Source organism: Pantoea sp. BR_17 (assembly GCF_041955125.1).
GTDB classification, from domain to species: domain Bacteria; phylum Pseudomonadota; class Gammaproteobacteria; order Enterobacterales; family Enterobacteriaceae; genus Pantoea; species Pantoea stewartii.
This window is the reverse complement of the sequence record NZ_JAVAXT010000006.1, coordinates 202,708-229,700: the sequence shown is the minus strand read 5'-3', so window position 1 is coordinate 229,700 and position 26,993 is coordinate 202,708. Positions and strand designations below refer to the sequence as shown.

The window sequence follows — 26,993 nt, the reverse complement described above, 5'->3', positions numbered from 1 at the left end:
CGAATATCCTGAATCTGTGTTCAATTTTGCAACAGGAAATCAACATGAATCGTAAAATCGTCTTGATTACGGGCGCAAATCGCGGTTTAGGCAAGAATGCAGCGCTAAAACTGGCGGCAAAAGGCCGGGATATCATCCTGACGTACCGCAATCATCAAAACGAAGCACAGGACGTCGTCAACGCTGTTGAGCGCGCAGGCGGCCGCGCCATAGCGCTACAGCTGGATGTGGGTGATGTTAGCCAGTTCGACCGCTTCATTTCTGATGTCAAAAACACCTTACAGCAGCACTGGCAGCGTGAGACATTTGATTATTTAGTGAACAATGCCGGGCATGGTCACTACAAACCTTTTGCCGAGACGACGGAAGCGGAATTTGATGCGCTTATGAATGTGCATTTCAAAGGGCCGTACTTCCTGACGCAAAAACTGCTGCCTGTTATCAGCGACGGCGGGCGCATTCTGAATATCTCCAGTGGATTAACGCGCCTGACCTATCCTGGCTCGGGCACCTATGCGGCGATGAAAGGGGCGATGGAAGTGCTGACTCGTTACCAGGCCAAAGAGCTGGGGGAACGTCGAATCCGCGTTAATATCCTGGCGCCGGGCGCGATTGAAACGGATTTTGGCGGTGGACGGGTGCGTGACGATAAAGCCGTGAATGAAAGCATCGCTGCGTTGACCGCTCTGGGGCGGGTCGGATTACCTGATGATATTGGCGACGCCATTTGCGCCATTCTGAGCGAGGAAACCGGCTGGATCACCGCGCAACGCATCGAAGCATCGGGCGGGCAGGGACTGTAACAGTAAGGGCGACTCCGTCGCCCTGTCGTGTCTCAGGGCGTAACGTCAATTGTGCCCTCAACGATCGTCACTGTTTTTCCGCCAATCCAGATGGTTTCGCCCTCATAAGCCACGTTCACCCGGCCCTGACGTCTGACCTGCGTGCCCTGACGAACGCGGTAATTGTGCGGTTTACCCTGAGCCGCGAAGTAGCGCGCCAGGCAGGCATTTGCGCTGCCGGTAATCGGATCTTCTGTCAGGCTGCCGTGCTCAACCAGTAATCCCCGCACTTCATACTGTTCTGTTTCTCCCGAGGGCAGCGGGCCAAAGGGCATTACACCATCCACGCTGGCGTGGGTAATTAACCGCTCAAGATCGTTGACGTCGGGTATGACGGCGCGCACCGCCTCGGCACTGACCATCGGGATAAGCAACCAGCGAATGCCCATATCCGCCACGGTGACAGGCTGTGAATGATCCAGCGCGTCGCTGTTTAATGCTGTGCTGATCAGGGCATCGTGGTAGGGCGTCAGGGTGGCGCTGGGCGCGGCAAAAGCCAGCGTACCATCGGATGCGATTGTCACCACCACATTGCCGACGCCGCACTGCTGCACCATCCTGCCTGGTGTTTTGGTTTTCCAGCCCGCCTCAAGCAGGGCATGGGCGGTACCCAGCGTGGGATGACCTGCAAACGGTAGCTCGCCCTGTACGGTGAAGATGCGCACGCGGTAGTCAGCCTGACTGTCTTCTGGCGGCAGGACAAAGGTCGTCTCGGATAAGTTGGTCCAGCGTGCAATCGCCGCCATCTGGCTGTCGTCGAGGCCCTGCGCATCCATGATGACGGCCAGCGGATTGCCGTTGAACGCAATCGAGGTGAAAACGTCCACTTGTTTAAACGCAACCTTCATTGTCACTCCTTTTCATTGAGATAAAGCGGTTTTTTCATGCCCGGGCAATTGCTTATGTCAGTTAACAGGGCTATGAATAAGTTAAGCAACCGGATGGAGCCTGCTATGTTAAAAATTCTTGGACGCGCCTCCTCAATCAATGTGCGCAAAGTATTATGGCTGTGTGACGAGCTGGACCTGCTTTACGAACGCGAAGAGTGGGGCGAAGGTTTCAAATCCACTCACTCGCCAGAATTTATAGCGCTTAATCCCAATGCCATGATCCCGGTATTACTCGACGACGACTTTGTCATGTGGGAATCCAACGCTATTTTGCGCTATCTGGCCACGGCCTATGGCGGCGAGTGGCTTTACCCGGAAAATCCGCGCGCGCGCGCGCCGGTGGATCAGTGGATGGACTGGCAATCAACCGAACTTAACACCTCGTGGCGCTATGCCTTTATGTCGCTGGTGCGCCATTCGCCCGCGCATCAGGATCCCCGCCTGTTAGCTGCGGCCTGCAAAGGCTGGTCCCATACCATGGGGATTCTCAACCAGCAGCTGGAGCACACCGGTCGCTATGTCGCCGGACGCAACTTCACGCTGGCGGATATCCCGATTGGCCTTGCCGTGAACCGCTGGTTTGAAACCCCGCTGGATCATCCCGACCTGCCGGCTGTCCGGACCTATTACGAACGTCTGACTGAACGCCATGGTTATACCATCTGGGGACGGAACGGAACGCCCTGAGCCCGACCCGGCGGCAGGCCCGCAAGTTCACAGGCGATGGCACCGACGCGGGCGATAGCGCGAATGTAGCGATCGGTAAACGGATAGCAGCACGAGAGGCGCAGTGCATGGTTATAGCGCTCACTCAGCGAATACAGCGCGCCGGGCGTCACGCAGATCTGCTCTTTCAGCAGACGAGAGAACATCTCGGTCGTGTTCACGTTGCCCGGCAGTTCCACCCAAAAAACAAAGCCGCCGCGCGGCAACGTGGCCTGCGTGCCCTGGGGAAAATGCTGGGCAATTAACCCTCGCGCCTCATCCAGATTGCTGGCATAACAGCGCCGCAGGCTACGCAGATGATGGTCATAACCGCCATTGGCAAGAAACTCTGCCAGCGTCTCTGACAGCAGAGCGGACTCCGCCATCGATGACACGGCTTTAAGCCGTGCGATAGCATCGTGGAAGCGTCCGGCCGCAATCCAGCCGACACGGAAATCCGGCGCAACGGTTTTGGTAAAGCTGGTGCAGTATAAAACCCAGCCCTGCTCGTCAAAGGCCTTCACGGCAGGGGAAAGCGGCCAGTCAAACTGCAATTCATCGTAAAGGCCGTCTTCAATGAGCGGCACTTTGTAAGTATTTACCAACCTTGCGAGCCTTTTCTTGTCGGGCAGGCTCATACAGTAACCCAGCGGATTTTGTGCCGTGGGCATCGCCACAATCGCCTGAAGTCGCTCTTCCTGCAGCAGCATTTCCAGCGCATCCAGCGACAAACCACGCTGCGGATCGGTGGGGATTTCCAGCGCTTTGAGGCCGAGTGAAGCCAGCAAAGGGAACAAAAAAAAGTAGGTAGGTGATTCCAGCCCTACGCAGTCGCCGGGCTGCGTCACCGCGCGCAATGCCAGCTGCAACGCCTCCATACAACCATGGGTGAGGGTGATATCATCGGCGGTGAGTGACTGACCCGCATGTAATGCGCGTCGCGCAATCTCCTCCCGTAAGCGCTCACTACCGGGCGGAAGCGCATAGCGACCGATAAGGTTGGGATTGCGTCGTAGCAATGAGGCGGTGATGCGGGCTAACCGGGCCGAGGGGAACAGTTCGCTGTCCTGCGGGCAGGCCAGCGAGATATTGATGTAATCAGGATGATTCTGCGCGGCGAACACTTTATCGATCAAATCCAGCTTTTCGTTGCTGGGATCGCGTATCACACGAGCAGCGTGCTGAGTATGCCGGGTGACCACAGGCAGGACGCCGCGCACGTAATAGCCTGATTGCGGTCGTGCCTCAATCAGGCCACGGTTCTCCAGCAGCTGCCAGGCATTCAGCACGGTGTTCACGCTCACCTGGTGCGACTGGGCGACGCGACGGATAGCCGGTAAGCGCTTACCAGGCTTGAGAGTACCCTGATGAATGGCCTCTGCGAAGCTATCGGCCAGTTGCTGGTAAAGCGTTTGTTCAGGCTGAATTTCAAGGGACACAATTGCCTCCTGGCACGACAGGTACAGTTTGACATCATCGTGATTGTACCCATCAAAATAGCCATTTCCTGTCCCTGTTACCATCACTTTTCGCAACGTAGCATGGTGCTCTGTCTCCCTGTCAGGAATACCATGATGCTTGATCCCTCTTTTTTCAGTTATGTCACCGTGATGTCGATTACGCCGGGTCCTAACAACCTGTTGCTTGCCACTTCCGGCGTGAATTTTGGTATGCGCCGGACGCTGCCGATGGTGTTTGGCATTTTACTTGGATGCGGCCTGCAAACGGTTATTGCGGGCATGACACTGGAGCTGTTGCTGCACTGGATGGCATCCATCCGCTTGCCGCTTACGCTGGTGGGATGTAGCTATCTGCTGTGGCTGTCCTGGAAAATATTTCGTGCGGCTGCGCCTGAGGCCCGGCACAAGCCTCAGCCGATGACGTTTCTCGGCGGTGCCTGCTTTCAGGCGGTGAATCCTAAAGCCTGGTTAATGGCCAGCAACGTGGCGCTGTTGTACAGCGCCAACAGTCACGTCCTGATCGTGATGGCGAGTTTTATGCTGCTCAACCTGCCCTGCATATTATTGTGGGCGGCGTTGGGTGACCGCCTGCGCGGTCACCTGCAAATCGCCTGGAAACGCCAGCTGTTCAACAGCCTGATGGCGCTGTCACTGGTGGTAACGACGATCTGGATGCTGGCCGATGCCCTGAAAGCGGTTTAGTCCGGTGCGCCGGGGGCGCTGGCGGAGGGCCACTTCCAGTTCTGCACCTCCGGCACATCTTCGCCATAGACCCGTACATAGCGATGATGCTCTGCCAGGCGCTGCTGCAGATCGTCAGGCAGTTCAGGATGGCGATCGGCAAGCCCCGGGATATGCCTGATGGCCGCCAGCGCCAGATGATAGCGATCCAGCTCGTTCAGCACCGTCATGTCGAAAGGCGTGGTAGTTGTGCCCTCTTCATTAAAGCCATGCACATGGAAATTACGATGGTTATTGCGTTGATAGGTCAGCCGGTGGATCAGACTGGGGTAACCATGGAAGGCAAAAATCACCGGCTTGTCTGCGGTAAACAGCGCATCAAACGCCTCTTCTGACTTGCCGTGAGGATGCTGTTTCTGCGTTTGCAGCGCCAGCAGGTCTACCACGTTAACCACCCGAATGCGCAGGTCCGGCAGATAACTTCGCAGCAGATCGACGGCCGCCAGCGTTTCCATGGTGGGCACATCACCCGCGCAGGCCATCACCACATCCGGCTCTGCGCCCTGCGGGGTTGTGCCGGCCCAGTGCCATTCACCCATTCCGGCCTCGCAATGGGCGATGGCGCTGTCCATGTCCAGCCACTGCGGCGCAGGCTGTTTGCCGGCCACAATCACGTTGATGCGGTCCCATGTTCGCAGACAGTGGTCGCCCACCCATAACAACGTATTTGCATCGGGCGGCAGGTAAATACGCACGATGTCGGCTTTTTTATTGGCAACGTGATCGATAAAGCCCGGATCCTGATGACTGTAACCGTTATGATCCTGACGCCAGACGTGAGAAGACAGCAGATAGTTAAGCGAGGAGATGGGCTGACGCCAGCCCAGCTTGCGTGTCACCTTTAACCATTTGGCATGCTGGTTGAACATCGAGTCAATGATGTGAATAAAGGCTTCGTAGCAGTTAAATAATCCGTGCCTGCCGGTAAGCAGATATCCTTCCAGCCAGCCCTGACACTGATGTTCACTGAGAATTTCCATTACCCGACCATCGGGGGCCAACTGCTCATCATAAGGCTCAATAGCTTCAAGCCAGGTGCGGCTGGTGGTGTCAAATACCGGCGTCAGGCGGTTAGAGGCGGTTTCATCCGGACCAAACACGCGGAAATTGTCCCGATTGCGTTGGAACAGGGCGTTAAGATAACGGCCAAACTGTTCAGTTGCCTGTCCAGCCTGCGAGCCGGGCTGCTGTGTATCGAAAGCAAATTCGCGAATATCAGGCGTAACTAATTCACGGCGCAGTAAACCACCGTTGGCAAACGGGGACGCGCCCATACGTTTGTCGCCCTGTGGGGCCAGCGCCTGCAGTTCCGGCTTAAGCCGCCCCTGTTCATCAAACAGATCGTCAGGCTGATAGCTGCGCAGCCAGTTCTCCAGAATGTTACGGTGGTCTTCGTTTTCGCGGCAGGCCGCTACGGGCACCTGGTGCGCCCGCCAGAAACCTTCCACTTTCTTGCCGTCTACCGTTTTCGGCCCGGTCCAGCCTTTAGGGCTGCGCAGGATAATCATCGGCCAGCGGGGAATGGACTTCATTGGTGAGCCCTGCCGGGCGGCCTGTTGAAAGCCGGCAATCTCTGAAAAAGCGCGATCCAGCGTGTCGGCCATCAACGGATGCATCTCTTCAGGTTCATGACCGCAGACAAACAGCGGTTCATAGCCGTAACCGCGAAACAGCTGACGCAGATCGTCGTCACTGGCGCGGCCCAGAATCGTTGGATTCGCAATCTTATAACCATTCAGATGCAGAATGGGCAGCACGGCACCGTCGCGCTGGGGATTAAGAAACTTAATCCCGTGCCAGCTGGAGGCCAGCGGCCCGGTTTCGGCTTCGCCGTCGCCAATGATGCAGGGCGCGATCAGATCGGGGTTATCAAAGACAGCGCCAAAGGCATGAGAAAGTGAGTAGCCTAACTCTCCACCTTCATTGATCGAGCCCGGGGTTTCGGGTGCCGCATGACTGGGAATACCGCCCGGAAAAGAAAACTGTTTGAACAGCTTCTGCATGCCGTCGGCATCCTGACGGATATGCGGATAGATTTCGCTATAGCTCCCCTCAAGCCAGGTATTCGCAACCATGCCAGGCCCGCCATGGCCGGGACCACAGACATAAATAAGGTTGAGGTCGCGCTGACGAATAATCCGGTTCAGATGGGCATAGATAAAATTCAGTCCGGGCGTGGTGCCCCAGTGGCCCAGTAAGCGCGGTTTAATATGCTCTGGCTTCAATGGCTCGCGTAACAGCGGATTGTTCATCAAATAAATCTGCCCGACAGACAGATAGTTAGCGGCGCGCCAGTAGCGATCAAGTAACGTGAGTTCGTGTGCCGTGTTCGGTTGAGCCATGCCATTTTCTCCTGCATTACGTCAGACGATGCACTAACCCTAATAGAGAATGGGGGAGTCAACCAGGCAAGCGGCAAACAAAAAGGCCTCGCAAGCGAGGCCTCAGACAGGTAGAAGACGGTTATTTACCGACGACGTAGGCAGTTTCACGGCCTTCGTCATTCGCGGCCACCGGCGTTACAGGCGTATACGGCAGTTGCAGGACGCGGCTGGTTTCAGCCAGCACTTTTTCAGTCAGGGCGACGTCACCGTTAAGTTTGCGGCCCCAGGACGGCACAACGGCACGAATTTTATTTTGCCATTCCGGTGACGCCATCTGCTCTGGACAGACCTTGTGCAGCAGTTCCAGCATGATCGGTGCCGCTGTTGAGGCGCCCGGCGAAGCACCCAGCAGTGCCGAAATCGAGCCATCTTCCGACGACACCACTTCTGTGCCCAGACGCAATACTGCGCCTTCTTTTTCATCTTTCTTGATGATTTGCACGCGCTGACCTGCGGTCACCAGACGCCAGTCTTCCTGCTTCGCCTGCGGAACATAGGCGCGCAGCGCGTCCATCCGGTCACTGTCGCTTTGCAGAACCTGATCCATCAGGTACTTCACCAGATCAAAGCTTTTCAGTCCGACTTTGATCATCGGCATAAGGTTAGTACTGTTCAGCGAGGCAAACATGTCCAGCAGCGAACCCTGCTTCAGGAACTTGGTCGAGAAGGTCGCGAACGGCCCAAACAGCAGAACCTGTTTGCCGTTCAGAACGCGCGTGTCCACATGCGGCACGGACATTGGCGGCGCACCGACGCTCGCTTTACCATAGACCTTCGCCATATGCTGTTTCACAACATCGGGATTTTCGGTCACCAGGAAAGAGCCGCCGACCGGGAAGCCCGCATAGCCATTGGCTTCGGGAACGCCAGCCTTCTGCAGCAACGGCAACGCCGCACCGCCTGCGCCAATGAAAATCTTACCGGCGGTTAACGTACGACGTGAACCGTCTGTCAGGCTGACAAGGGTAACCTGCCAGCGACCATCGTTCAGGCGTGTAATGTCGCGAACTTCCTGGCTCATGCGCAAACGGAAACTGGCTTTTTTCTCCAGTGAGGCAATCAACTGACGCGTCACTTCACCGAAATCGACGTCGGTGCCCATATCGGTCCAGGTCGCGGCCACTTTTTGACTGGCGGGACGGCCTTTCATCACCAACGGAATCCACTTCGCAATTTGCTGTGGATCTTCAGAGTAAGCCATGCCACGGAACAAAGTGCTTTTCTGTAATGCGTTAAAGCGTTTGCGCAGGAAGTTAACGTTGTCATCGCCCCAGACAAAGCTCATATGCGGTGTGCTGTGGATAAAGCTTTTTGGCGTATGCAGATTGCCTTTCTGGACATGATAGGCCCAGAACTGGCGAGAAATCTGGAAGGCTTCGTTAATCGCAATGGCTTTCGCGATATCGATACTGCCGTCAGCTCTCTGCGGCGTATAGTTCAGCTCGGCCAGCGCGGCATGGCCTGTACCGGCATTGTTCCAGCCATTAGAGGACTCTTCCGCCACATGCGGCAGCCGTTCCACCATTTCAATGGACCAGTCTGGCTCAAGATCCTGCAGCCAGGTGCCTAAGGTGGCGCTCATGACGCCAGCGCCAATGAGTAGCACATCGACGTCTTTACGCTCCTGCGCCCCGGTGGTGTCCTTTCCGCTAACACTCATTGTGAGCGCAAGATTTACAGCTGATTTGCACATGAGGCGACATCTCCTCTTCTGTTGACCTGAAGCTCAACAGTGTTGCAGGCGAAATAGTCACGCTTCTGTCGAGCGCGTTGCGCTATTTCCGGGTTAAGACTCAGGTATAGGTTAAAGCGACGATAACGAGTTAACTGAACGTTATGCTTTGTTGCCCAAATATAACATTCTCGCGTTCGAATTAAACATTTGTTTATTTTTTAAATGCAGAAATGATTCAGCATAAGAAAGAATCATAATAACAGGCGCGCCATAAGCCTTTTTTGCAGCTAACTCAACGGGTTAAGTAAAAGAGGATGTTGCGGGATTGCCCCGTAATGGTGCGGTATGAAAATGTCACTTAGCGAAAGGAATAATCTAACCTAATGAAAAAAAAGGATTATTGAAATTTATTCTTTGCGTTGAATTTTTAATCGATAAGGCGGCGAAGGCTATCTTGTAAAACAAATGTTACATTTTTGTGACCTCAGAGCCAGCCAGGTGACTGACCGACGGCAAGGAAGCGCGCCGCATCGCTGACGCTTTGCATGATCAAAGGTTCACCACCGCCAGCCTCTCAGTAATTCAGTCTTTTAAAAAAAGAGGGGCAGCAGGCAGATGTCGCCCTGACGGCGTGATTACGCCCGAAACCAGCGGCGCCAGATAAAGCGAATAACAAAAAACTCCAGCGCGCCCAGAAGTAAAAACCACAGGCAAAAGACCACGGTATAAAGCTGATTAAGGTCCTGCAGATGGAACATCTGTTGCAGGTGCTGCGCGACGGCCAGGCTAAACGCGGGAGCGGGAAGCAGAAGGGCAGAGAGAAAGCCCAACAGTAAAATGCCGCCGGGAATGATCAGGGATTCGAAGGGGTTAGTCATGGACAAAAATTCCGTATTTACCAGCCCGCCATTTTCCGGCATTCCGCGAGAAGGTTCAATGACGGACTGTTCAGGGCAGGAAGTCACGCTGTGCATTGCAAAGAAAAGGCTTAAATGACATTAACTTAGAGACATTCATAGCGATTGTTATGAGTTATAGCCTTTGCTATACTTAAATCCCTGATTTTATTGTCTTTTTATAACGATTATTGCGTGATAGACTGCGCGCACTTTTTAATAACCGAGCCATATGTGTGATGAATTCAGCACGAAATGCTGGCTTTTCATCCCAAGTGAACAAATCATGACCTTTATCGCCACCCTGATTCTTGCTTTTGGAATGTCGATGGACGCATTTGCTGCTGCGCTGGGCAAGGGTGCGACCTTGCATCGCCCGGGCCTGAAAGAAGCCGTGCGCACCGGTCTGATTTTCGGTTGTATCGAAGCCCTGACGCCGCTGATTGGCTGGGCATTGGGTCTTGCTGCCAGCCAGTATGTTGCCGCGTGGGATCACTGGATAGCCTTTTTCCTGCTGGCTTTCCTGGGTGCCCGAATGATGATGGAAGGCTTCCGTAAAACGGCGTCTGAACCGTGCGAAGCGCCGCAAAGCCATGGTTTTATGGTCCTGGCGGCGACCGCCGTTGCCACCAGCCTGGATGCGCTGGCGGTTGGCGTGGGGCTGGCCTTCCTTCAGGTTAATATCGTCACCACGGCTCTGACAATCGGTGCCGCCACTACCGTTATGGCTACCACTGGCGTGCTGGTCGGCCGCTTCATTGGGCCTGTTTTAGGTAAATGGGCCGAAGTGCTGGGCGGACTGGTCCTCATCGCCATCGGCTCCACCATCCTCACCGAGCATCTCGGGCTGTTTCAGTAACGCCCGCAAAATCGTATTTTGTGATCTGGTTCAAAATTTATTGCTGATTAAAACAGCAGGAGCTATACTTTTCCTGTAGTTATTCAACAAATTTTTAACTGGATGCTGTATGAAACGTTTTTTTAAGTACGTGTTTCACGCGTATGTGGAAACCTTTAAACACGTACCACCCGGTGCGCTGAACTAAGCGCCACGTTTTACCCTCGATAGTCGCGGTCAGGGAATGACCGGTGATTATCACCTCATTTTGCCGTTCTTCTCGCCTGACTCCGCCTCTCTGTTCAGCCCGCACTGGCCTTGCATTCCGCCTGACATACTGTGATACAACTGGACATCCACTGTGCCAATCGCAGTACGATTTCCGTCATGTTTTTTGCTACTCTGCGCGCCGATTTATTCTCAACACGGGTGGATCGCCCGACATAATAAAAGAGGCAGCAATGCAGTTATGCAGTTTTTATCTTCCTGCTCAGGGGAAAAAAAGCGTGGGTATCGTACGGGAACAGGGCGTGATCGATGTCGGGATGCGCCTGGGCAAAGCCTGCCCGGATTTAAAAACCTTTTTGACACGTTCTTCTCTGGCCGATCTTGCCGCCTTTCAGAACATGTCCGTCGATCACGCGTTTTCTGCCGTGCAGTTTCTTCCCGTTATTGAGCAGCCTGGAAAAATTTTCTGCGTAGGAATGAACTACGCGGATAAACGCCAGGAGTTTGCCGCAACGCTGGACGCGCCAACCTTATTTATCCGTTTTGCTGATTCACTGACCGGCCATGAGCAACCGCTGCAAAAACCGCTGACTACCCAGGAATTCGATTACGAGGGTGAGCTGGCGGTGATTATTGGTAAACCGGCGCATCGGGTTAAGGCCGCCGACGCGCTGGACGTCATTGCGGGTTACAGCTGCTTTATGGATGCCACCGTGCGCGACATGCAGTTTACCTGGTTTACCGCCGGGAAAAACTGGCCGCAGACCGGAGGATTTGGCCCCTGGATGACGACTGCGGACGAGATTCCTGATCCCCAACAGTTATCGATTAAAACCCGACTGAACGGTCGGGAAGTGCAAAACGATACCACCGCCAGCATGGTGCATCCGGTCGCCAGCATTATCGAATATATCTCTGCCTTCAGTCCGCTATCACCCGGCGATGTCATTATCACCGGCTCCCCCGGCGGCGTAGGGAAAAAACGGACGCCGCCCCTGTTCATGTTCCGTGGGGACGTGGTGGAAGTCGAGATAGAAAAAATCGGTTGCCTGCGTAACCCTGTCGCCTGACGCAGTGTATTCACTGCCTCTCTGCCGATCCCGTCCTACACTCAATAAGTACCCAGGAACAGGAGCAGCTGATGAGGCGTACCATCCGGTGTAAAAGGCGACAGGGCATAGCCGTGGCCGCAGGGGTTGGTTTAGGTATAGGTGCAGTGCTGTGGGGCGCGAAGCGCTGGCAGCAAATGAAACAAACGCCGCCTGTTTCACCGCGTAGTCACCATGCGGGGCTGGCGGGTTACTATCAACAGATCGGTGACTGGCGCATGTTCACCCGCGTGACGCCCGACGCGCCTCATGGTTTACCTGTCGTTCTGCTTCACGGTCTGGCGATGTCAGGCCGTTCGATGGAGGCGCTGGCCCTCGCGCTGGGTCGGGACTATCACGTGCTGGTCCCCGACCTGCCCGGCTTTGGCGGTAGCGCGTTGCCCGCATCGGCACCGGTGCTTTCCGTCAGTGAACTGGCCGATATCCTGTGGCAGTGGCTCCAGCACAATGGTTTCCGGCGGGCAATCTGGGTCGGCAGCGCCTTTGGCTGTCAGGTGCTGGCGGCGCTGGCGGATAAACACCCGGACGCCGTGGCCGGACTGGTGCTACAGGGACCCACAGCCGATCGCCATGCGCGAAGCCTGTTGCGCCAGCTCTGGCGCGGCTGGCGCAACAGCCGACTGGAAGCCCACCGTTCACCTGACCCGCTGGCCCGCATCGACTGGGCGAAAGCCGGTCTCCCCCGTGTATTTGGCACGCTGCGCGCCATGCTTAACGATCCGATTGAATACCATCTGACGTATCTGACGGCCCCCACATTGTTGCTCCGGGGTTCGCGGGACCCGGTTTGTCCGGCGCGCTGGCTGGATGAGCTGGCGGGGCTGTTGCCTCAGTGTGAAAAAATCACCCTGCGCGGCGGTACCCACCGGCTGCACTATGTCTATCCATGGAGCTTCTGCCATGCGATCCGACCCTTTTTGGCCCGTATTCAGCAGGAGAACGCCGATGAGTAAACCGCCGAAGGGCATCGCCCGCTTTGATTCCGCAGCAACCATGTTGCTGGCTCTGGCAAGTGCACTGCGCGATGAGCCCCTGACCCGTTCGTCATCGATGCTGGACCGGTTACTGCCTTCACTGGATCGACTACCGAGCCGGTTACGTGAATGGGGCCATGCTATAAGTGGCCAGGCGGACGGAATCAGCCCGAAACAGGCGGGTGAGCTGGATGTGGAAGGCATCGCCGAATGGATGGTGAGTGCCTACCCGCAGCGCGAGTATCCGGCGGCATTTATCGGCGCATCGAACGGTGCGCTGGTCCATCTGGCGGCGGCGATGGGAACGCCCTGGCTACCGCAAACGTTTCTGTGCCCGGTGCGCGTGGAACCCAGCGATCCGGACGATGCCCAGGCCGGCTTTGAGCAAGGCAAAGCGGTGGCCGCGGCGCTGCTGGCGACCTGGCCAAGGCTGGCGGTCCATCACAGGCAGGATCCGAGTCAGGACCGGCTGCTGCTCGAAAATATGCAGGCTTTCCGGCTTAAATTACGCGATATGCCACTCGCCTTTAATGAATTTCTGCTGGGAGGATTGCCCGCAGGCGCGACCCTGTTTATCAATCACTGCACGCGCCAGTGGCCGGTCACCCGCACCAGCGACCGTTCGTTTTTCCAGTTTGGCGCACCCGGTGGGGCAACGGAAAGCGAGTATTTGCAGGGCGGCCCCCGCGTTGCGGAATATCTGGCGCGGGCAGGGGTTGATCGGGCGCGCTGGACGCCGCCTGCCATCACCGATCATGTCCCTGAAGCCGAATGGGGGCTGGACGGTTACCTGATCTCTCCTCTGAAAAAACTGGCAGAAGCTCAACGCTGGACGCTGATGGAAATTCGTTATGAGCAACCGGAGGCGCTGAGTTTTGTGGTGGCGGAAATCTACCGTGACTGGTATCTGGTGGCAGGCGTGCTGCCCACCCGGCTTACGGTAGACAGCTTTATATTGCTGGATCCCTGGTGCAGTATGCAGCAACAGGCGATTCCCTTCTGGCTGATGTTCCCCTCTGCCGCCTCGGCAGATGCGCTGCAGCGTTTTCTGGAAAAACAGCCGCCGTTCCGCTACATCGATATGCTGTTGTACTCACAAGGGGCCGACAGCATCGGGCTGGCCGACATCGCCCGCTGGCAGCAGTTGCTTACCTTCGCCAAAGACGAAGGCGCGCTGGTCGGTGTGGATGAAACGCGTTTTCCTCATGATGTCACCAGTGTTTCGCAGTTTGACGCGGCGCTCCGTGAGCAGGCACCGCTGCTGCCTGCGCCGCCGCCGCTCACTGTCGGGACAGCGATCGCCGGTATTCAGCGTTACGGCGCCCGTCATGGCGTGAGCATCAGGGCGCTGACCTGAGTCAGGCCCCGTCGGTGATGGGCTTGCGAACCAGCACCAGATAGGCCAGTGCGCCCATCAGGGTTACGCAGGCACAAATCATCAGCGCCAGGCTGAAGGACTTCGTGGTGTCCAGTATCCAGCCGGTAATCACCGGAGCAAAGGACGCGAAGATAAAGCTGGCGAAGTTTTGAATGCTGCCTACGGAGGCTGTCATGCGCGCGGTCACGTTAGCGTGGATCAGGCCCCAGCATGAGGTCCCCGCAAAGTGAATACAAAACAGGGCCATGCCAATCAGGGTGACGGCGCTGGTGGTCTCAGTGGCGCGCGTGACGAAGGCGGTAAAACCCGCAGACAGAACCATGCCGCTGACAATGCACACCTTACGGGTTTTAACCGCATCCCAGCCGCGTTTCACTAACGCATCCACCACATAGCCGTTGAGCAACATGCCGGCTGCGCCAAACAGGAAAGGAATCGCCGCCAGTAAGCCTGTGCTCTTAAGATCAAGGTGATAGGTCGACTGCAGATAACCCGGCAGCCAAGCAATATACAGCCAGGCGGTGTAGTTAATGCCGCTGAAGCCAATCATCATGCCCCACATGGTGCGCTGCTTAAACAGGCCGCGCCATTCACGAAAGCTGATCGGCGCTTTACGCGATGCCACGCTGCCCGCCTGCAGATAATGGATCTCTTCCGCACTTAAGGTGTTGTTATCACGGTCGCGATAAGTCATGTACCAGCCGATCGCGAGGAAAATCCCTAAAATACCGATAGTCACAAACATGCCGCGCCAGCCCAGCAGCAGCATCATGGCCGCCAGGATCGGCGGCGCCACCGATAATCCGATCATCGAGGCGGCGTTAAACATCCCCATCGGCATCCCGCGATCTTTAATATTGAACCAGTCATTGATGACCTTTACGCCGCATGGATTCATGGGCGCTTCACCCATCCCGAGGCCAATGCGCACCAACACGAACTGAGTAAAGTTATGCACCAGTCCGGACGCGGCCTGGAAAAGTGACCAGATGAACATGCCCACGCCCAGCATAATACGTGGGCCTTTGCGGTCCAGCAGGGCGCCAGCGGGCAGTTGTGCCAGCCCGTAAGCCAGCGAAAATGCCGAGAGCAGCACGCCAATTTCCGTCGCGCTCAGCCCCATCTCCTCACGAATCGTCATATTGGCCACCGACAGCGAGCTGCGATCAAGGTAGTTAATGATGGCGGCAAGCAGCAGCAACAGCATGGCGGTAATCTGGACTTTACGGATGCGCGGCGAGCGCACGATATCACTGCGCAACGGCACAAACGCCTCATCAGGTGCAGCGGCGGCGGGCGAGGTTGAACGATCAATAACCGATCTGTTTTCCATGGCAATCTCCCTGAGCAGGCGATTTATCATTATTGTGAGCATTAAGGATGCCCGACGGCACAGGGCCGCCGGCGCGTTGCGATGAAGAGTAAGGGCGATAAAGCAGAGATGTTGTAAAGTTGTTTCAAAATCGTGCGAGAGCTAATGCTTTGCGGTTTTTAATCGGTTTTTAATTGTACTGATTAATGCTGCGGATCATGGATCGCTTGGCTGTGGCCAGATGACTGTGCAGGGCGCAAAGCGCATCCACATCCCGGCGACCGATTAACGCAGACAAAATCGCCATATGCTCCTCCAGGGCAACGATGTTGCGCTGCTTCAGATCGCTTTCATCCCACTGATAGTGCGAATGGAAAATAACGGAAATAATCTCCAGCGACTGATTAAAGAACGGGTTATTGGCGGCAGACAGAATCAGCGAGTGCAACTGCTTATCCAGCGCCGCAAAATGGCGATAGTTGCTGGCAATGGTCTCACGCATCGATCGGTGCCGATCCAGTAGATCGCGCGCCTGAATCCAGCGTTCATCGTCCATGGGCAAATTTAAAAAACGCGTCAGGGCATGGGTTTCCAGCATTTCACGTAGCTCAAACAGCTTTTCCGCATACGTCTGCGAAAACTTTTTCATCTGCCAGTGGCCGCGTTTGACCGGTTCCAGCAGGTTGTAGCGCATAAAATGCAGTAAGAATTCGCGCACGGCCACCGGGCTGACATTGGCCTGCTTTGCCAGTTGCAGCTCGCTGAAGGTATCGCCGGGCTGCAACTGTCGCTGATTGATCAGATCGAAAAAACGCTTTTCAACCAGACTGGCCTGTTGATCAATCGGCGGCATCACCGCGTTCAGGCTGTCCTGCGCCTCCGGCGCGCGCACAATAACCCAGCTGTCTTTGACTTTTTCCAGTACGCCTCGCTCATGCAGATAACTCAGCACATGACGCACGGTCGTGCGGCTGACCGTGAACATTTCGGCCAGGGCGGACTGCGGTGGCAGCGGCGACTGAACGTGGCCCTGGGCGATGCTTTCCAGCATATGGTTGATGACGTTATGGCGTAAATTTTGGCTGCGGCTCATGCGGGGGCTCCGGTTTTTTATGCATTAAAAACCATTGAAGGCCCAAAAAAGCCGTTCTGGTTCACAAAGTGAGAAGAGGGGAATACGGTGCCGCAGCCAGATTCGCCATAACTGCGCTTTTGATAACCGGAGAGTGGCCATGACCACTATGAAAGCCTTAGTCATCGCAGAACCGCGTTCGCTGGTCTGGGCTACACGCCCTCAACCCCGGCCTGCCGCGACTGAAGCGCTGCTTAAAATCGTCAGCGCAGGCATTTGCGGCACCGACATTCATGCCTGGGCAGGAAACCAACCCTTTTTTAGCTATCCGCGTGTCCTCGGCCATGAACTCTGTGCGGAGGTGGTGGAGACAGGCGCTGCCGTTCACGATTTAGCCGCAGGACAGCGGGTGGCACTGATTCCCTATCTCTCCTGTTTTGAATGCGATGCCTGCCGCAGCGGTAAAACCAACTGCTGCGAAAACATTTCGGTGATGGGTGTCCATCAGGATGGCGGCTTTAGCGACTATCTTTGCGTACCGGCAGCTAACCTGCTGGTGGTGGACGATCTTGCGCCAGAAGCCGCAGCGCTCATTGAGCCTTTTGCCATCAGCGCCCACGCGGTGCGGCGAGCGGCGGTGGCGCAGGGCGAGCAGGTGCTGGTCGTGGGGGCGGGGCCGATCGGCCTGGGGGCTACCGCCATTGCCGCTGCTAACGGCGCGCAGGTGGTGGTCGCAGATACCAGTGATTACCGCCGTCAGCACGTCAGCCAGCAGTTGGGCCTCTGTGCGCTCAATCCGGCTGATGCGGCGTTTATAACCTCACTGCGAAACGAATTTGATGGCAGGCTGCCGTTGAAGGTGCTTGATGCCACAGGCAATCCTGCGGCGATGAACGCGGCCGTGAGCCTGATTCGCCATGGCGGAACAATCGTGTATGTCGGTCTGCATAAAGGGGATTTGGTGATTCCTGACAGTGAGTTTCACAAGAAGGAGAGCACGATCATGGGTAGCCGTAACGCCACCCGTGAGGATTTTGATCGGGTGCGTGAACTCATGGCGGCCGGGACGTTACGTGCCGATATGATGCTCAACCGGCGTTTCGCGTTTTCGACGCTGGCAGAACAGTTTGAAGCGCAGGTCATCAACAATCGTGCGTTAATTAAGGGCGTTATCGATTTTGATCGCTGAAGCCGGAGACAACGGGGGGCGCTGTCTCCGCACGCCCTACGCCGTTCCGGAGAGCGACTGGAAAAAGTGGCGACGCACGGCGTCGGCATCCACGCCCAATGCGATGCGTTGTCGGGGTAAATCGCGAAAAGGGTTGTGACGGGAAGCCAGCGTGCTGATCTGGCGCACCGTCTGACCACAGGCGATGCCTTCGGTAATCACCCGCAGTGGGCTTTCCACCAGCGTAAATGCCTCGGGCAAACACAGCCAGGATATCGTCAGCGTGTCATGCAACGCCATTCCCGCAAATCCTTCCTTCTCAAGACTGTACGCCAGATAAGGGCGGCAGATCGCCCGCAGGATCGGCTGTTGCAGTTGATCCACCTCATCGCTATTGATCAACACCTTATGGGTAACATCCAGCGGGATCAGAATAACCGGCAAGGCCGAGGACAGGACCTGATCCGCAGCATGAGGATCCTTCCAGATATTAAATTCACTGAACGGTGTCACATTCCCGCTGTGGCCATCGGTACCAAAGGCGCCGCCCATGATGATCAGTTCTTTGACCAGCGGGATAATATCCGGTGCCTGATTGATGGCGCTGGCGATATTGGTAAGGGGGCCGATCGCCACCAGCGTAATGACGCCGGGATTAGCACGAACGCTGTCGATAATAAACTGCACGGCACCGGGCGCGTCGTCGCTAAACGGATTATCAAACGCATCCCCTAAACCGTCTTCACCATGCAGCCTGGCAGGTGCGCTCGGTTCCCGTGCCAGCGGACGGGCGCAGCCGCGGTACACCGGCACGTCAATCGCCATTTTCTGGCAAAAAAGCCGCGCATTTTTCACCGCCTGGCCCACGGCAACGTTGCCGAATACCGTGGTAATGCCCAGCAGATGTTGCGTCCGCGCGGCATAGGCCAGCGCGAAGGCATCATCCACGCCGATATCAGTATCAAAAATGACAGTGCGCACAGGATTCTCCAGAAAGCGTGAGCGCCTCACCCGGGGCGACAATCGTTGTGCGGGCGCGGCAAGCGTAAAAGCCGTCATTTATTTAAGCGGAAAACGGAAAAAGGGGAAACCTGAATTCTCCCCCCTTTTAAGGCTACCCGCGTCGGGTTTTTAACACTATATGTCAGCCGCACATCACGGGCGCGCGTTCACATGGTCTGAGTTGCCAGTCAGAAAAAGGCATCGTATGATTGCCTGCGCAAGGTGATGGCGTTCCACCTTCCCCAACCGCCAGCAGGTTTCCCCTGCGGCTGATGACGCCTGACACTATCCTTTATCCTTTCGTGGGAGCGGGAGCGTCAGGTGCCGGTATTTGCTGACCCTCCACCGTCTTCTGCACAATGCCTGTTAACGGGAGTATAAGATGTTAAAACCGCTATTCGCTGTGATTGTGGGCGGCAGCGTAGGTTGTGTACTGCGTTGGTGGTTCGGTATGCGTTTCAATGCGTTTTTCCCCAATCTTCCACCGGGTACGTTGCTGGTGAATCTGATTGGCGGCTTTGTGATCGGGGGGGCCATGGCCTGGTTTATTAAAAATCCCCAGCTCGATCCCGCCTGGCGGTTACTGATCATTACAGGCTTATGTGGCGGGCTCACCACGTTTTCCACGTTTACCGCAGAATTAATGACCCTGTTGCAGTCCGGAAAATATCTCTGGGCCATGAGCAGCGCGCTGGTGCATGTCATTGGCTCGTTGCTGATGAGTTTTGCCGGTTTTGCGCTGATTAACCTGTTGGGTTAACGCCGCCGCGAAACCGGATGCCATCAGTCCTGCAGACACTGAGCGATGAAGCTGGCGGCGTGCAGGGCGCCCTCGGCTGAAATCGTGTGGCCAGTCTGTGGCTCAATCAATGCCTCGACCGGAACCGCCGCAGCTTTCAGGCGAGCCGCGGCTGACTCGCTTTCGCTGACGGGGATCACCGCATCAGCCCGGCCATGGATCAGCAGGGCTGGCGTATGCGCGAGTGGTGTCAGTGGGCCGTCAAAGGCCAGTCGGCCGGAAAATGCCACCACGCCCGCCAGGGGATAACGGCCAGAGGCCAGTAGATCTAGCGCCATGATCGAGCCCTGAGAAAAGCCCACCAGGATGACCTTCTCCCAGCATTCTGCCATATCATGCTGCGCCATCAGGTCACGCAGAACGCGGTCAAACGCCTCACGAGCTTCGCGAACCCGCCCTGGACGGTTTTCCGGCGTAATGCCCGCCAGACTGAACCACTGATAGCCCATGCCCTGTTCAAAAGCATAAGGCGCATCCGGTGAGGCAAAGACCACATCGGGTAACAAGGTTGCCCAATAGTCGCCGACAGGTGCCAGATCGTCGCCGTTACTGCCTACGCCGTGCAGAAAAATCACCAGTGCTTTTGCCATGCCGGTTCCTGTAAAAGTTGTGTTGTCTGACAGGTATTTGAACAGTTACACCGGTTAACGTCAAAATCAAACTGACCGTCGGGAAGGCCGCCTGTCGTTCAGGAAAAGGCAAACATTACGTGCCGTCTCCCTTTCCCTGTAACGTAAAACCTGCTTGACTGAAACGTCACCGCTTGCCGTCTGGAGTTATGCATGTCGTTGTTTACCCTGAGCACGTTATCCGACATTCCCGCCGCTGAATGGGATGCGCTGCTGCCTGATGATCAGCCTTTTTTGCGCCATGCCTTTTTGCTGAGCCTTGAAGACAGCGGCAGCGTCAGGCCGGAAAGGGGCTGGCAGCCAGCCCATCTGGTCTGGCGTGAGCAGGGTGAACTCTGCGCCGCGCTACCCGGCTACCAAAAAAGCCATTCACAGGGTGAATACGTGTTCGATCACGCCTGGGCCGATGCCTGTCAGCGAGCCGGTATCGCTTACTATCCGAAATGGCTCGGTGCCATTCCCTTCAGCCCGGTAACGGGCGCGCGCGTGCTGGGCAAATCCGATGCCGCTATCCGTCTGCTGTCGAGGCTGCCAGACTGGCTGGAGCGCCAGGCGTTGAGTGGCGCGCATATCAATTTCACCGACTCTCACGCTAACGCGCTGCTGGCGGAACAACCCGACTGGCTGGCGCGGCTGGGCTGCCAGTATCACTGGCACAATCGCGGCTATCGCGACTTCCAGGACTTTCTGGATACGTTGATGTCACGCAAGCGCAAACAGCTGCGCAAGGAACGGGAGCAGGTCGCCCTGAACGGCTTTGAATTTGACTGGTATCGCGGCGATCAACTGCGTGAAGATCAATGGGATTTTGTGTACACCTGCTATGCCAACACGTACGCGGTGCGCGGTCAGCGTCCTTATCTGACGCGTGCCTTTTTTAGCTTACTGGCCGCGCGTCTGCCGGAAAACATTCGCGTCGTCATTGCCCGTTTGCAGCAGCAGCCCGCAGCGATGGCTTTTTACCTTAAAGACGGGGAAAGCCTGTATGGCCGCTACTGGGGCTGCCTGGCGGAATTTAACCAGCTTCACTTCGAAACCTGTTTTTATCAGGGGATGGATTTCGCCATCGCCGAAGGCCTGCAACGCTTCGATGCGGGCGCGCAGGGCGAACACAAGCTGGTGCGTGGTTTCGAACCGCAGATTACCCACTCCTGGCACTACCTGTGTCATCCCGGCCTGCGCGCCGCCGTTGACGATTTTTTGCAGCAGGAGCGGCAGGGCGTTCACCTGTGGGCCGAGGACGCCCGGGACGCCTTGCCTTACCGACGCGGCGACTAGTCCGCCCCGACAAACCCGCCGGTCTGGTGTTGCCAGAGCCGGGCATACAGGCCATTTTGTGCCAGCAGTTCCTGGTGGCTACCGATTTCGACAATCTGGCCGTGTTCCAGCACCACCAGCCGGTCCATTTTTGCAATGGTGGACAGACGGTGAGCGATGGCAATCACCGTTTTACCCTGCATCAACGACTCCAGGCTTTCCTGAATCGCCGCTTCCACCTCTGAATCAAGGGCGGAAGTGGCTTCATCCATGATCAGAACCGGCGCGTCTTTCAGCAACACGCGCGCAATGGCTATACGCTGACGCTGCCCGCCAGACAGTTTTACGCCGCGCTCACCGACATGCGCATCCAGCCCTGTCCGGCCCTGGGAATCCGACAGCAGCGGGATAAATTCGTCGGCGCGGGCGCGACGGATAGCCAGTTGCAGTTCTTCCTCGCTGGCATGGGGCCGGCCATAGAGCAGATTTTCGCGGATAGAGCGGTGCAGCAGCGAGGTATCCTGGGTGATCATGCCAATCTGGCTGCGCAGGCTTTCCTGCGTCACCTCGGCAATACACTGACCGTCAATCAGGATGCGCCCGCCGTTCAGGTCGTAAAGACGCAACAGCAGATTGACCAGCGTTGATTTTCCGGCACCGGAAGGTCCAATCAGGCCAATCTTTTCTCCCGGTTTAATGGTCAGGTTCAGGCCATTAATCACCTGCCGCTCGCCACCATAGTTAAAACGGATGTTGTCGAAGCGAATCTCCCCCTGCGTCACCCTGAGCTGTTTCGCCTGGGGCGCATCCTGCACGCTAAGCGGTTGGGAAATGGTGTTCAGTCCGTCCTGCACCATGCCGATATTTTCAAAAATGCCGTTCACCACCCACATCACCCAACCGGACATATTAACCAGACGGATAACCAGGCCGGTCGCCAGGGCAATGGCACCGACGCTAATCAGCGATGCGCTCCACAGCCACAGCGCCAGGCCGGACGTGGCGACAATCAGAACGCCGTTGAGCGTCGACAGCGTCAAATCCATGCTGGTTACCATGCGGTTAGCCTGCTGCGTTTTGTCTGTCTGCTCCTGAATCGCCTCACGTGCGTACTGCCGCTCCAGGTCGCTATGGGCGAACAGCTTGATGGTAGCGATATTGGTGTAACCATCCACAATCGTGCCCATGAGTTTCGAGCGCGCTTCTGAGGACACCACGGAACGGGCCTTTACGCGCGGCACAAAATAGCGCAGCGCCGCGCTGTAAAGCACAATCCAGATAATGAGCGGAATCATCAAACGCCAGTCCGCTTCGGCGAACAGCACCAGCGCCGTCGCGGCGTAGATCAGCACATGCCAGATGGCATCGACCAACTGCACCGCAGAATCGCGGAGCGAGTTGCCGGTTTGCAAAATGCGCTGCGCAATCCGGCCCGCAAAATCGTTCTGGAAAAAATTCATGCTCTGACGCAGAACGTAGTTGTGGTGCTGCCAGCGAATCATGCTGGTCATGCCGGGATTAATGCTCTGGTGAACCAGCATATCGTGCAGCGCAATAAACACCGGCCGCAGTATCAGGGCGACGCAGCCCATCCAGAGTAAGGTTGGCCAGTTATCGTGGAACAGCGTAGCCGGGGTGGAATGGTTAACCAGATCAATGATGCGGCTCAGATAACTGAACAGCGCCACCTCAATGAGCGCGCCCACCAGCCCCACCACCAGCAGTGCTGCGAAGCTCGGCCACACCTGGCGCAGGTAGTAAAAATAAAAAGGCCAGACCCGTGAGGGCGGCATATCGGTGGGGGCATCCTGAAAAATATTGATAAAACGTTCGAAACGACGATACAACATACAGTTACTCTTTCCGTTCGATAAGAATTACAGCTTAGTGCATGTGTACGCCCGATTAAAAAAAGGATTCTCTATGGATATCACTCTGCGCGGCCGTGAACCGCATGATGCAGCGGCTTACCAACGTCTTTACGGCCATCCGGCGGTTTTCCCCTGGACGCTGCAATTGCCGTTTCCCAGCGTCGCCACCTGGGAAAAGAAATTCGCAAAAATGGATGCCGAGGGCTTCATCAATTTTGTTGCCGAAGTAGACGGCGAAATGGTTGGTGAGCTGACCTTGTTTACAAATCATAATCCGCGTACGCGTCACTGCATCAGCTTCGGCATCGGTGTCAATCCGGCGTTCTCAGGGCGCGGCATTGGCGAGCTGTTGATCCGCACGGCAATGGATTATGCACGTAACTGGCTGGGCATCACCCGCATGGAGCTTGAGGTGTTTCATGACAACCATCGGGCGCTGGCGCTGTATGAAAGGCTGGGTTTTGAGCGCGAAGGGGTGCGTCGTCAGGCATCCTTACGTGAAGGTAAACTTCATGATGTGGTGATGATGGCCAAACTGCTCAACGTGGCGTAACGACCGCGCATTGCCCGTTTTTGCGCGCGGCGTTAAGGTCAAAAGTCGCGCAACATGTTTAAACGTTGTTCTGTGCCACAGTTCGCACAAAATGCCCTGCATAAAACCCATCGCCTGCCGATATGACGGTATCACCCACTGATGCTCTGGAGGGCGATTGTGATAAAACTAATAACGATCGACGAACTGAAAACGGGCATGTTCGTCCACAAACTTGAGGTCTGGTGGTTTAAAGACAAACGTATTCGTAATCAGATGCTGATCACCGATCCGCAGCAGGTTGCGATGTTCCGGCGTGAAGGTATTCAGCGGTTATGGATTGATGAAGAGAAATCGATTTCATCACCACCTCCTGAGCCAGTCCATACCGCACCCTGCCAGCAGGCTCCCTTTACGCAGGAACGTGAACAGGCACAGCAGCTGTTTGAACAAGGCAAAATCAAGGTCCTGGCGCTGTTTAACGAAGCGCGAATGGGTTGCGGCCTCGATCTGAGCAGTATGATTGATATTGTGGATAAAATAGCCGGTTCGATTGAGCGCGAGCCCAGCGCACTTCTGCGCGTGGCACAACTGAAAGATCACGATAATTACACCTACCTGCACTCCATGGCGGTCTGCGGCTTGATGATCGCTCTGGGTAAAAAGCTCGGCCTGGATGCGCAGCAACTTCAGCGCGTTGGCATGGGAGGGTTGTTACATGACATTGGCAAAGCGGCCGTACCGCTCAGTATCCTGAATAAACCGGATAAGCTGAGCGACGACGAGTTTGCCATCATGTGCGAGCATCCGATAGCGGGTGCACAGATGCTGATGGAAGCGAACGCAGGGGATGACCTGGTCGATATTGCCCTGCATCATCATGAAAAATATGACGGCAGCGGTTATCCCTACCGTCATAAAGGCCATGAGATTAGCGTCTATTCCCGTATGGCCACCATTTGTGATGTGTACGATGCCCTGACCTCAACGCGTCCTTACCGCGAGGGCTGGACACCCGCACAGGCTTTACAGTCGATGCTGGCCTGGCGCGGGCATTTTGACACAACGCTGCTGCATGCGTTCGTTACGACAATCGGTCTGTATCCGGTGGGGTCGCTGGTGCGGCTGGCATCGGGACGTATTGCACTGGTGGTCAAGGCGGGCGAACAATCGCTTCAGAAGCCGCGCGTACATGTTTTCTGGTCGTTGCACGCTAAGCGCCCCGTCAGACCAGAAGTGGTCGATCTGGGGGACAGTTTTTGCACGGACAGCATTGTCTGCTCGGAGAGTCTCGCGGCCTGGCCAACGATCGACCTCAACCGGGTCTGGTTGCTGGACGTTGCCTGAGCCAACGTCGCCATTTTTATACCTTTTTTACAGCGTGCCAGTGCTTTTTAACCCTTTCTTTATGTGACTCAGCGCAAGCTATTCAGCAAATCCAAACCTCTGGAGGTTGCTGTGAGTGCAGGCGTGATAACCGGCATTGTGCTGGTCGTGTTGTTGCTGGGCTATTTAGTGTATGCCCTGTTGAATGCGGAGGCCTTCTGATGGCGGCCAATGCATTTTTACTGATCGCGGTGTATCTGCTGGTGCTGATGGTGTTGGCACAGCCGCTGGGACGTGGTCTGGCAGCGCTGGTGGCGGACAAACCCCTTTTTACCCGTGCCGAAGCGCTGTTTTGGCGCGTCGCCGGGGTACAGCAAGGCGATATGCGCTGGCCGCAATACCTGCTGGCCATTGTGCTGTTCAACCTTTTCGGCCTGATCCTCCTGCTGGCTATACTGCTGCTTCAGGACAAGCTCCCTCTCAATCCACAACACTTTCCTGCCTTGAGCTGGGATCTGGCGCTTAACACCGCGATTAGCTTCGTCACTAACACCAACTGGCAAGCTTATTCAGGCGAGAGCACCCTGAGCTATTTCAGCCAGATGGTGGGCCTGACCGTGCAGAACTTTTTCTCTGCCGCGACCGGTATCGCTGTCGCCTTTGCCCTGATTCGGGGCTTTGCGAATCGCTCGATTGCAACCCTGGGTAACGCCTGGCGCGATCTGACGCGCGTGACGCTTTACGTGTTATTGCCCGTCAGTCTGCTGATGGCGCTGTTTTTTGTCAGCCAGGGCAGCATTCAGAACGTCCTGCCTTATCAGACGATTACCGGCCTGGATGGGGCGCAGCAAACGCTGGCAATGGGCCCGGTGGCCTCGCAGGAAGCCATCAAAATGCTGGGCACCAACGGCGGCGGCTTTTTTAACGCGAACTCTGCTCACCCGTTTGAAAACCCCACCGCGCTGACCAACTTCGTGCAGATGCTCAGTATCTTCCTGATACCGGCCGCGCTGTGCTTTGCCTTTGGCGAATGTGTGAAAGACCGTCGTCAGGGCAACATGCTGCTGTGGTCAATGACGCTGATGTTTGTTGTGGCGGCGGCCTTCGTGATGTGGGCGGAAGTGAACGGGAATCCGCACTTCCTGACGCTGGGCGCGGACAGCGCCATCAATATGGAAGGAAAAGAAACGCGCTTTGGCATTCTCAATTCCAGCCTGTTTGCGGTTATCACGACCGCCGCGTCCTGTGGTGCGGTGAATGCGATGCATGACTCGTTCACGGCCCTGGGCGGTATGGTACCTATGCTGCTGATGCAACTGGGCGAAGTGATCTTCGGCGGTGTCGGTGCGGGCCTGTATGGGATGTTGCTGTTCGTGTTGCTGGCGGTGTTTATCGCCGGACTGATGATTGGCCGTACTCCCGAGTTTCTCGGCAAAAAAATCGAAGTCTGGGAAATGAAAATGACCGCCCTTGCCATTCTGGTGACGCCCGCTCTGGTGCTGATCGGTACAGCCATCGCCATGATGACCGACGCTGGCCGGGCCGGTATGGCTAACCCAGGCACCCACGGCTTCAGTGAAGTGTTATACGCCGTATCGTCGGCCGCCAACAACAACGGCAGTGCCTTTGCCGGTCTGAGCGCGAACACGCCGTTCTGGAACGTTTTGCTGGCCATCTGCATGTTCCTGGGGCGCTTTGGCATCATCCTGCCGGTAATGGCGATTGCCGGTTCTATGGCCGGTAAAAAAATTCAGCCGGTCGGTAACGGGACGCTGCCAACGCATGGTCCGCTGTTTATCGCGTTGTTGGTAGGCACCGTCCTGCTGGTGGGCGCACTGACCTTTATCCCCGCTCTGGCTCTGGGTCCGGTAGCCGAGCATCTGCAACTTATTCAGGGACATTAAT

The 26,993-nt window shown here is 56.2% G+C and carries 25 protein-coding genes and 1 riboswitch; of the genes, 15 read left to right on the top strand and 10 right to left on the bottom strand.

From position 1 onward, the window contains the following. Positions 1–44: 44 nt before the first annotated feature. Positions 45–803 (top strand): SDR family NAD(P)-dependent oxidoreductase, encoded by a 759-nt coding sequence (locus tag RAC60_RS12020; RefSeq protein ID WP_006121151.1) that lies wholly within the window; start codon positions 45–47, stop codon positions 801–803. A gap of 32 nt (positions 804–835) precedes the next feature. Here the strand turns inward: RAC60_RS12020 and RAC60_RS12015 are convergent, their stop codons facing one another. Then, the gene (locus RAC60_RS12015) at positions 836–1,690 is read right to left on the bottom strand and encodes a PhzF family phenazine biosynthesis protein (protein ID WP_033738318.1); all 855 of its coding nucleotides are present in this window, start codon (positions 1,688–1,690) and stop codon (positions 836–838) included. 105 nt (positions 1,691–1,795) lie between these two features. Here RAC60_RS12015 and RAC60_RS12010 point away from each other — a divergent pair, with 105 nt between their 5' ends. After that, the gene (locus RAC60_RS12010) at positions 1,796–2,419 is read left to right on the top strand and encodes a glutathione S-transferase family protein (RefSeq protein ID WP_375093814.1); all 624 of its coding nucleotides are present in this window, start codon (positions 1,796–1,798) and stop codon (positions 2,417–2,419) included. On the opposite strand, the gene RAC60_RS12005 is transcribed toward RAC60_RS12010, so the two are convergent. Next, entirely contained in the window at positions 2,386–3,876 is a 1,491-nt protein-coding gene (locus RAC60_RS12005) for a PLP-dependent aminotransferase family protein (RefSeq protein WP_039342848.1), read from the bottom strand. The genes RAC60_RS12010 and RAC60_RS12005 overlap by 34 nt on opposite strands. Before the next feature lie 135 nt (positions 3,877–4,011). On the opposite strand from RAC60_RS12005, the gene RAC60_RS12000 reads away from it, so the two are divergent. Then, a complete protein-coding gene (locus RAC60_RS12000) occupies positions 4,012–4,599 on the top strand; it encodes a LysE family translocator (RefSeq protein WP_033738356.1) in 588 nt (195 codons plus the stop codon). Here RAC60_RS12000 and RAC60_RS11995 read toward each other — a convergent pair. The 3 genes from RAC60_RS11995 to RAC60_RS11985 all read right to left on the bottom strand — a co-directional run bounded on the left by RAC60_RS11995 (position 4,596) and on the right by RAC60_RS11985 (position 9,575). Then, positions 4,596–6,980 (bottom strand): phosphoketolase, encoded by a 2,385-nt coding sequence (locus RAC60_RS11995; protein WP_375093813.1) that lies wholly within the window; start codon positions 6,978–6,980, stop codon positions 4,596–4,598. The two genes, RAC60_RS12000 and RAC60_RS11995, sit on opposite strands and share 4 nt — an antisense overlap. Positions 6,981–7,101: 121 nt before the next feature. Next, entirely contained in the window at positions 7,102–8,715 is a 1,614-nt protein-coding gene (gene mqo / locus RAC60_RS11990; protein ID WP_375093811.1) for a malate dehydrogenase (quinone), read from the bottom strand. Between the two features lie 617 nt (positions 8,716–9,332). After that, on the bottom strand, positions 9,333–9,575 hold the full coding sequence (locus RAC60_RS11985; RefSeq protein WP_033738354.1) for a DUF1158 domain-containing protein: 243 nt from the start codon (positions 9,573–9,575) through the stop codon (positions 9,333–9,335). Positions 9,576–9,879: 304 nt separating this feature from the next. Here RAC60_RS11985 and mntP point away from each other — a divergent pair, with 304 nt between their 5' ends. From mntP to RAC60_RS11960, 5 genes are all read left to right on the top strand, one after another. Then, positions 9,880–10,452: a manganese efflux pump MntP gene (mntP, locus tag RAC60_RS11980; RefSeq protein WP_033738352.1), complete on the top strand. Its 573-nt coding sequence runs from the start codon at positions 9,880–9,882 to the stop codon at positions 10,450–10,452. Between the two features lie 109 nt (positions 10,453–10,561). Continuing rightward, positions 10,562–10,639, top strand: coding sequence for a stress response protein AzuC (gene azuC, locus RAC60_RS11975; protein ID WP_112900613.1), 78 nt, complete (start codon positions 10,562–10,564; stop codon positions 10,637–10,639). Positions 10,640–10,892: 253 nt separating this feature from the next. Next, a complete protein-coding gene (locus tag RAC60_RS11970; protein WP_375093808.1) occupies positions 10,893–11,729 on the top strand; it encodes a fumarylacetoacetate hydrolase family protein in 837 nt (278 codons plus the stop codon). Positions 11,730–11,800: 71 nt separating this feature from the next. Then, on the top strand, positions 11,801–12,721 hold the full coding sequence (locus tag RAC60_RS11965) for an alpha/beta fold hydrolase (protein WP_172913593.1): 921 nt from the start codon (positions 11,801–11,803) through the stop codon (positions 12,719–12,721). Next, on the top strand, positions 12,714–14,099 hold the full coding sequence (locus RAC60_RS11960) for a hypothetical protein (protein WP_375093806.1): 1,386 nt from the start codon (positions 12,714–12,716) through the stop codon (positions 14,097–14,099). The genes RAC60_RS11965 and RAC60_RS11960 overlap by 8 nt, the downstream gene beginning before the upstream one ends. A gap of 1 nt (position 14,100) precedes the next feature. On the opposite strand, the gene RAC60_RS11955 is transcribed toward RAC60_RS11960, so the two are convergent. Continuing rightward, complete coding sequence (locus RAC60_RS11955) at positions 14,101–15,453, bottom strand: MFS transporter (protein ID WP_006121144.1); 1,353 nt, start codon at positions 15,451–15,453, stop codon at positions 14,101–14,103. 169 nt (positions 15,454–15,622) lie between these two features. Then, on the bottom strand, positions 15,623–16,525 hold the full coding sequence (locus tag RAC60_RS11950) for a GntR family transcriptional regulator (protein WP_375093804.1): 903 nt from the start codon (positions 16,523–16,525) through the stop codon (positions 15,623–15,625). Positions 16,526–16,664: 139 nt separating this feature from the next. Here RAC60_RS11950 and RAC60_RS11945 point away from each other — a divergent pair, with 139 nt between their 5' ends. Beyond that, positions 16,665–17,693: a zinc-binding alcohol dehydrogenase family protein gene (locus RAC60_RS11945; protein WP_375093803.1), complete on the top strand. Its 1,029-nt coding sequence runs from the start codon at positions 16,665–16,667 to the stop codon at positions 17,691–17,693. Positions 17,694–17,729: 36 nt separating this feature from the next. Here RAC60_RS11945 and RAC60_RS11940 read toward each other — a convergent pair whose 3' ends face one another. Further along, entirely contained in the window at positions 17,730–18,653 is a 924-nt protein-coding gene (locus RAC60_RS11940) for a nucleoside hydrolase (protein ID WP_375093801.1), read from the bottom strand. A gap of 233 nt (positions 18,654–18,886) precedes the next feature. Beyond that, a riboswitch (Fluoride riboswitch) is annotated at positions 18,887–18,963 on the top strand. 93 nt (positions 18,964–19,056) lie between these two features. On the opposite strand from RAC60_RS11940, the gene crcB reads away from it, so the two are divergent. Then, positions 19,057–19,434: a fluoride efflux transporter CrcB gene (gene crcB / locus RAC60_RS11935; RefSeq protein ID WP_006121140.1), complete on the top strand. Its 378-nt coding sequence runs from the start codon at positions 19,057–19,059 to the stop codon at positions 19,432–19,434. Positions 19,435–19,457: 23 nt separating this feature from the next. Here crcB and RAC60_RS11930 read toward each other — a convergent pair whose 3' ends face one another. Next, positions 19,458–20,063 (bottom strand): alpha/beta hydrolase, encoded by a 606-nt coding sequence (locus tag RAC60_RS11930; protein ID WP_033738302.1) that lies wholly within the window; start codon positions 20,061–20,063, stop codon positions 19,458–19,460. Between the two features lie 192 nt (positions 20,064–20,255). On the opposite strand from RAC60_RS11930, the gene RAC60_RS11925 reads away from it, so the two are divergent. After that, positions 20,256–21,380: a GNAT family N-acetyltransferase gene (locus RAC60_RS11925; protein ID WP_375093799.1), complete on the top strand. Its 1,125-nt coding sequence runs from the start codon at positions 20,256–20,258 to the stop codon at positions 21,378–21,380. On the opposite strand, the gene RAC60_RS11920 is transcribed toward RAC60_RS11925, so the two are convergent. Then, the gene (locus RAC60_RS11920; RefSeq protein WP_006121138.1) at positions 21,377–23,209 is read right to left on the bottom strand and encodes an ABC transporter ATP-binding protein; all 1,833 of its coding nucleotides are present in this window, start codon (positions 23,207–23,209) and stop codon (positions 21,377–21,379) included. The genes RAC60_RS11925 and RAC60_RS11920 overlap by 4 nt on opposite strands. Before the next feature lie 73 nt (positions 23,210–23,282). Here RAC60_RS11920 and RAC60_RS11915 point away from each other — a divergent pair, with 73 nt between their 5' ends. The 4 genes from RAC60_RS11915 (at position 23,283) to kdpA (ending at position 26,992) form a co-directional block, all read left to right on the top strand. Further along, positions 23,283–23,783, top strand: a complete 501-nt coding sequence (locus RAC60_RS11915) for a GNAT family N-acetyltransferase (RefSeq protein ID WP_006121137.1) — start codon at positions 23,283–23,285, stop codon at positions 23,781–23,783. 159 nt (positions 23,784–23,942) lie between these two features. Further along, on the top strand, positions 23,943–25,109 hold the full coding sequence (locus RAC60_RS11910; protein WP_110268699.1) for an HD-GYP domain-containing protein: 1,167 nt from the start codon (positions 23,943–23,945) through the stop codon (positions 25,107–25,109). 111 nt (positions 25,110–25,220) lie between these two features. Then, the gene (gene kdpF / locus RAC60_RS11905) at positions 25,221–25,310 is read left to right on the top strand and encodes a K(+)-transporting ATPase subunit F (protein ID WP_033738296.1); all 90 of its coding nucleotides are present in this window, start codon (positions 25,221–25,223) and stop codon (positions 25,308–25,310) included. After that, entirely contained in the window at positions 25,310–26,992 is a 1,683-nt protein-coding gene (gene kdpA / locus RAC60_RS11900; protein WP_033738293.1) for a potassium-transporting ATPase subunit KdpA, read from the top strand. The genes kdpF and kdpA overlap by 1 nt, the downstream gene beginning before the upstream one ends. The last annotated feature ends 1 nt before the right edge of the window (position 26,993 follow it).

Excerpts from the sequence above, each read along its gene's own strand:
- RAC60_RS12015 (WP_033738318.1), bottom strand. The coding sequence starts at position 1,690 with ATGAAGGTTGCGTTTAAACAAGTGGACGTTTTCACCTCGATTGCGTTC.
- mqo (WP_375093811.1), bottom strand. The coding sequence starts at position 8,715 with ATGTGCAAATCAGCTGTAAATCTTGCGCTCACAATGAGTGTTAGCGGA.
- RAC60_RS11945 (WP_375093803.1), top strand. The coding sequence starts at position 16,665 with ATGACCACTATGAAAGCCTTAGTCATCGCAGAACCGCGTTCGCTGGTC.
- RAC60_RS12010 (WP_375093814.1), top strand. The coding sequence starts at position 1,796 with ATGTTAAAAATTCTTGGACGCGCCTCCTCAATCAATGTGCGCAAAGTA.
- RAC60_RS11915 (WP_006121137.1), top strand. The coding sequence starts at position 23,283 with ATGGATATCACTCTGCGCGGCCGTGAACCGCATGATGCAGCGGCTTAC.
- RAC60_RS12020 (WP_006121151.1), top strand. The coding sequence starts at position 45 with ATGAATCGTAAAATCGTCTTGATTACGGGCGCAAATCGCGGTTTAGGC.
- RAC60_RS11920 (WP_006121138.1), bottom strand. The coding sequence starts at position 23,209 with ATGTTGTATCGTCGTTTCGAACGTTTTATCAATATTTTTCAGGATGCC.
- RAC60_RS11970 (WP_375093808.1), top strand. The coding sequence starts at position 10,893 with ATGCAGTTATGCAGTTTTTATCTTCCTGCTCAGGGGAAAAAAAGCGTG.
- kdpA (WP_033738293.1), top strand. The coding sequence starts at position 25,310 with ATGGCGGCCAATGCATTTTTACTGATCGCGGTGTATCTGCTGGTGCTG.
- RAC60_RS11985 (WP_033738354.1), bottom strand. The coding sequence starts at position 9,575 with ATGACTAACCCCTTCGAATCCCTGATCATTCCCGGCGGCATTTTACTG.
- RAC60_RS11965 (WP_172913593.1), top strand. The coding sequence starts at position 11,801 with ATGAGGCGTACCATCCGGTGTAAAAGGCGACAGGGCATAGCCGTGGCC.
- RAC60_RS11960 (WP_375093806.1), top strand. The coding sequence starts at position 12,714 with ATGAGTAAACCGCCGAAGGGCATCGCCCGCTTTGATTCCGCAGCAACC.
- RAC60_RS11950 (WP_375093804.1), bottom strand. The coding sequence starts at position 16,525 with ATGAGCCGCAGCCAAAATTTACGCCATAACGTCATCAACCATATGCTG.
- crcB (WP_006121140.1), top strand. The coding sequence starts at position 19,057 with ATGTTAAAACCGCTATTCGCTGTGATTGTGGGCGGCAGCGTAGGTTGT.
- azuC (WP_112900613.1), top strand. The coding sequence starts at position 10,562 with ATGAAACGTTTTTTTAAGTACGTGTTTCACGCGTATGTGGAAACCTTT.
- RAC60_RS11995 (WP_375093813.1), bottom strand. The coding sequence starts at position 6,980 with ATGGCTCAACCGAACACGGCACACGAACTCACGTTACTTGATCGCTAC.
- mntP (WP_033738352.1), top strand. The coding sequence starts at position 9,880 with ATGACCTTTATCGCCACCCTGATTCTTGCTTTTGGAATGTCGATGGAC.
- RAC60_RS12000 (WP_033738356.1), top strand. The coding sequence starts at position 4,012 with ATGCTTGATCCCTCTTTTTTCAGTTATGTCACCGTGATGTCGATTACG.
- RAC60_RS11925 (WP_375093799.1), top strand. The coding sequence starts at position 20,256 with ATGTCGTTGTTTACCCTGAGCACGTTATCCGACATTCCCGCCGCTGAA.
- RAC60_RS11955 (WP_006121144.1), bottom strand. The coding sequence starts at position 15,453 with ATGGAAAACAGATCGGTTATTGATCGTTCAACCTCGCCCGCCGCCGCT.
- RAC60_RS11930 (WP_033738302.1), bottom strand. The coding sequence starts at position 20,063 with ATGGCAAAAGCACTGGTGATTTTTCTGCACGGCGTAGGCAGTAACGGC.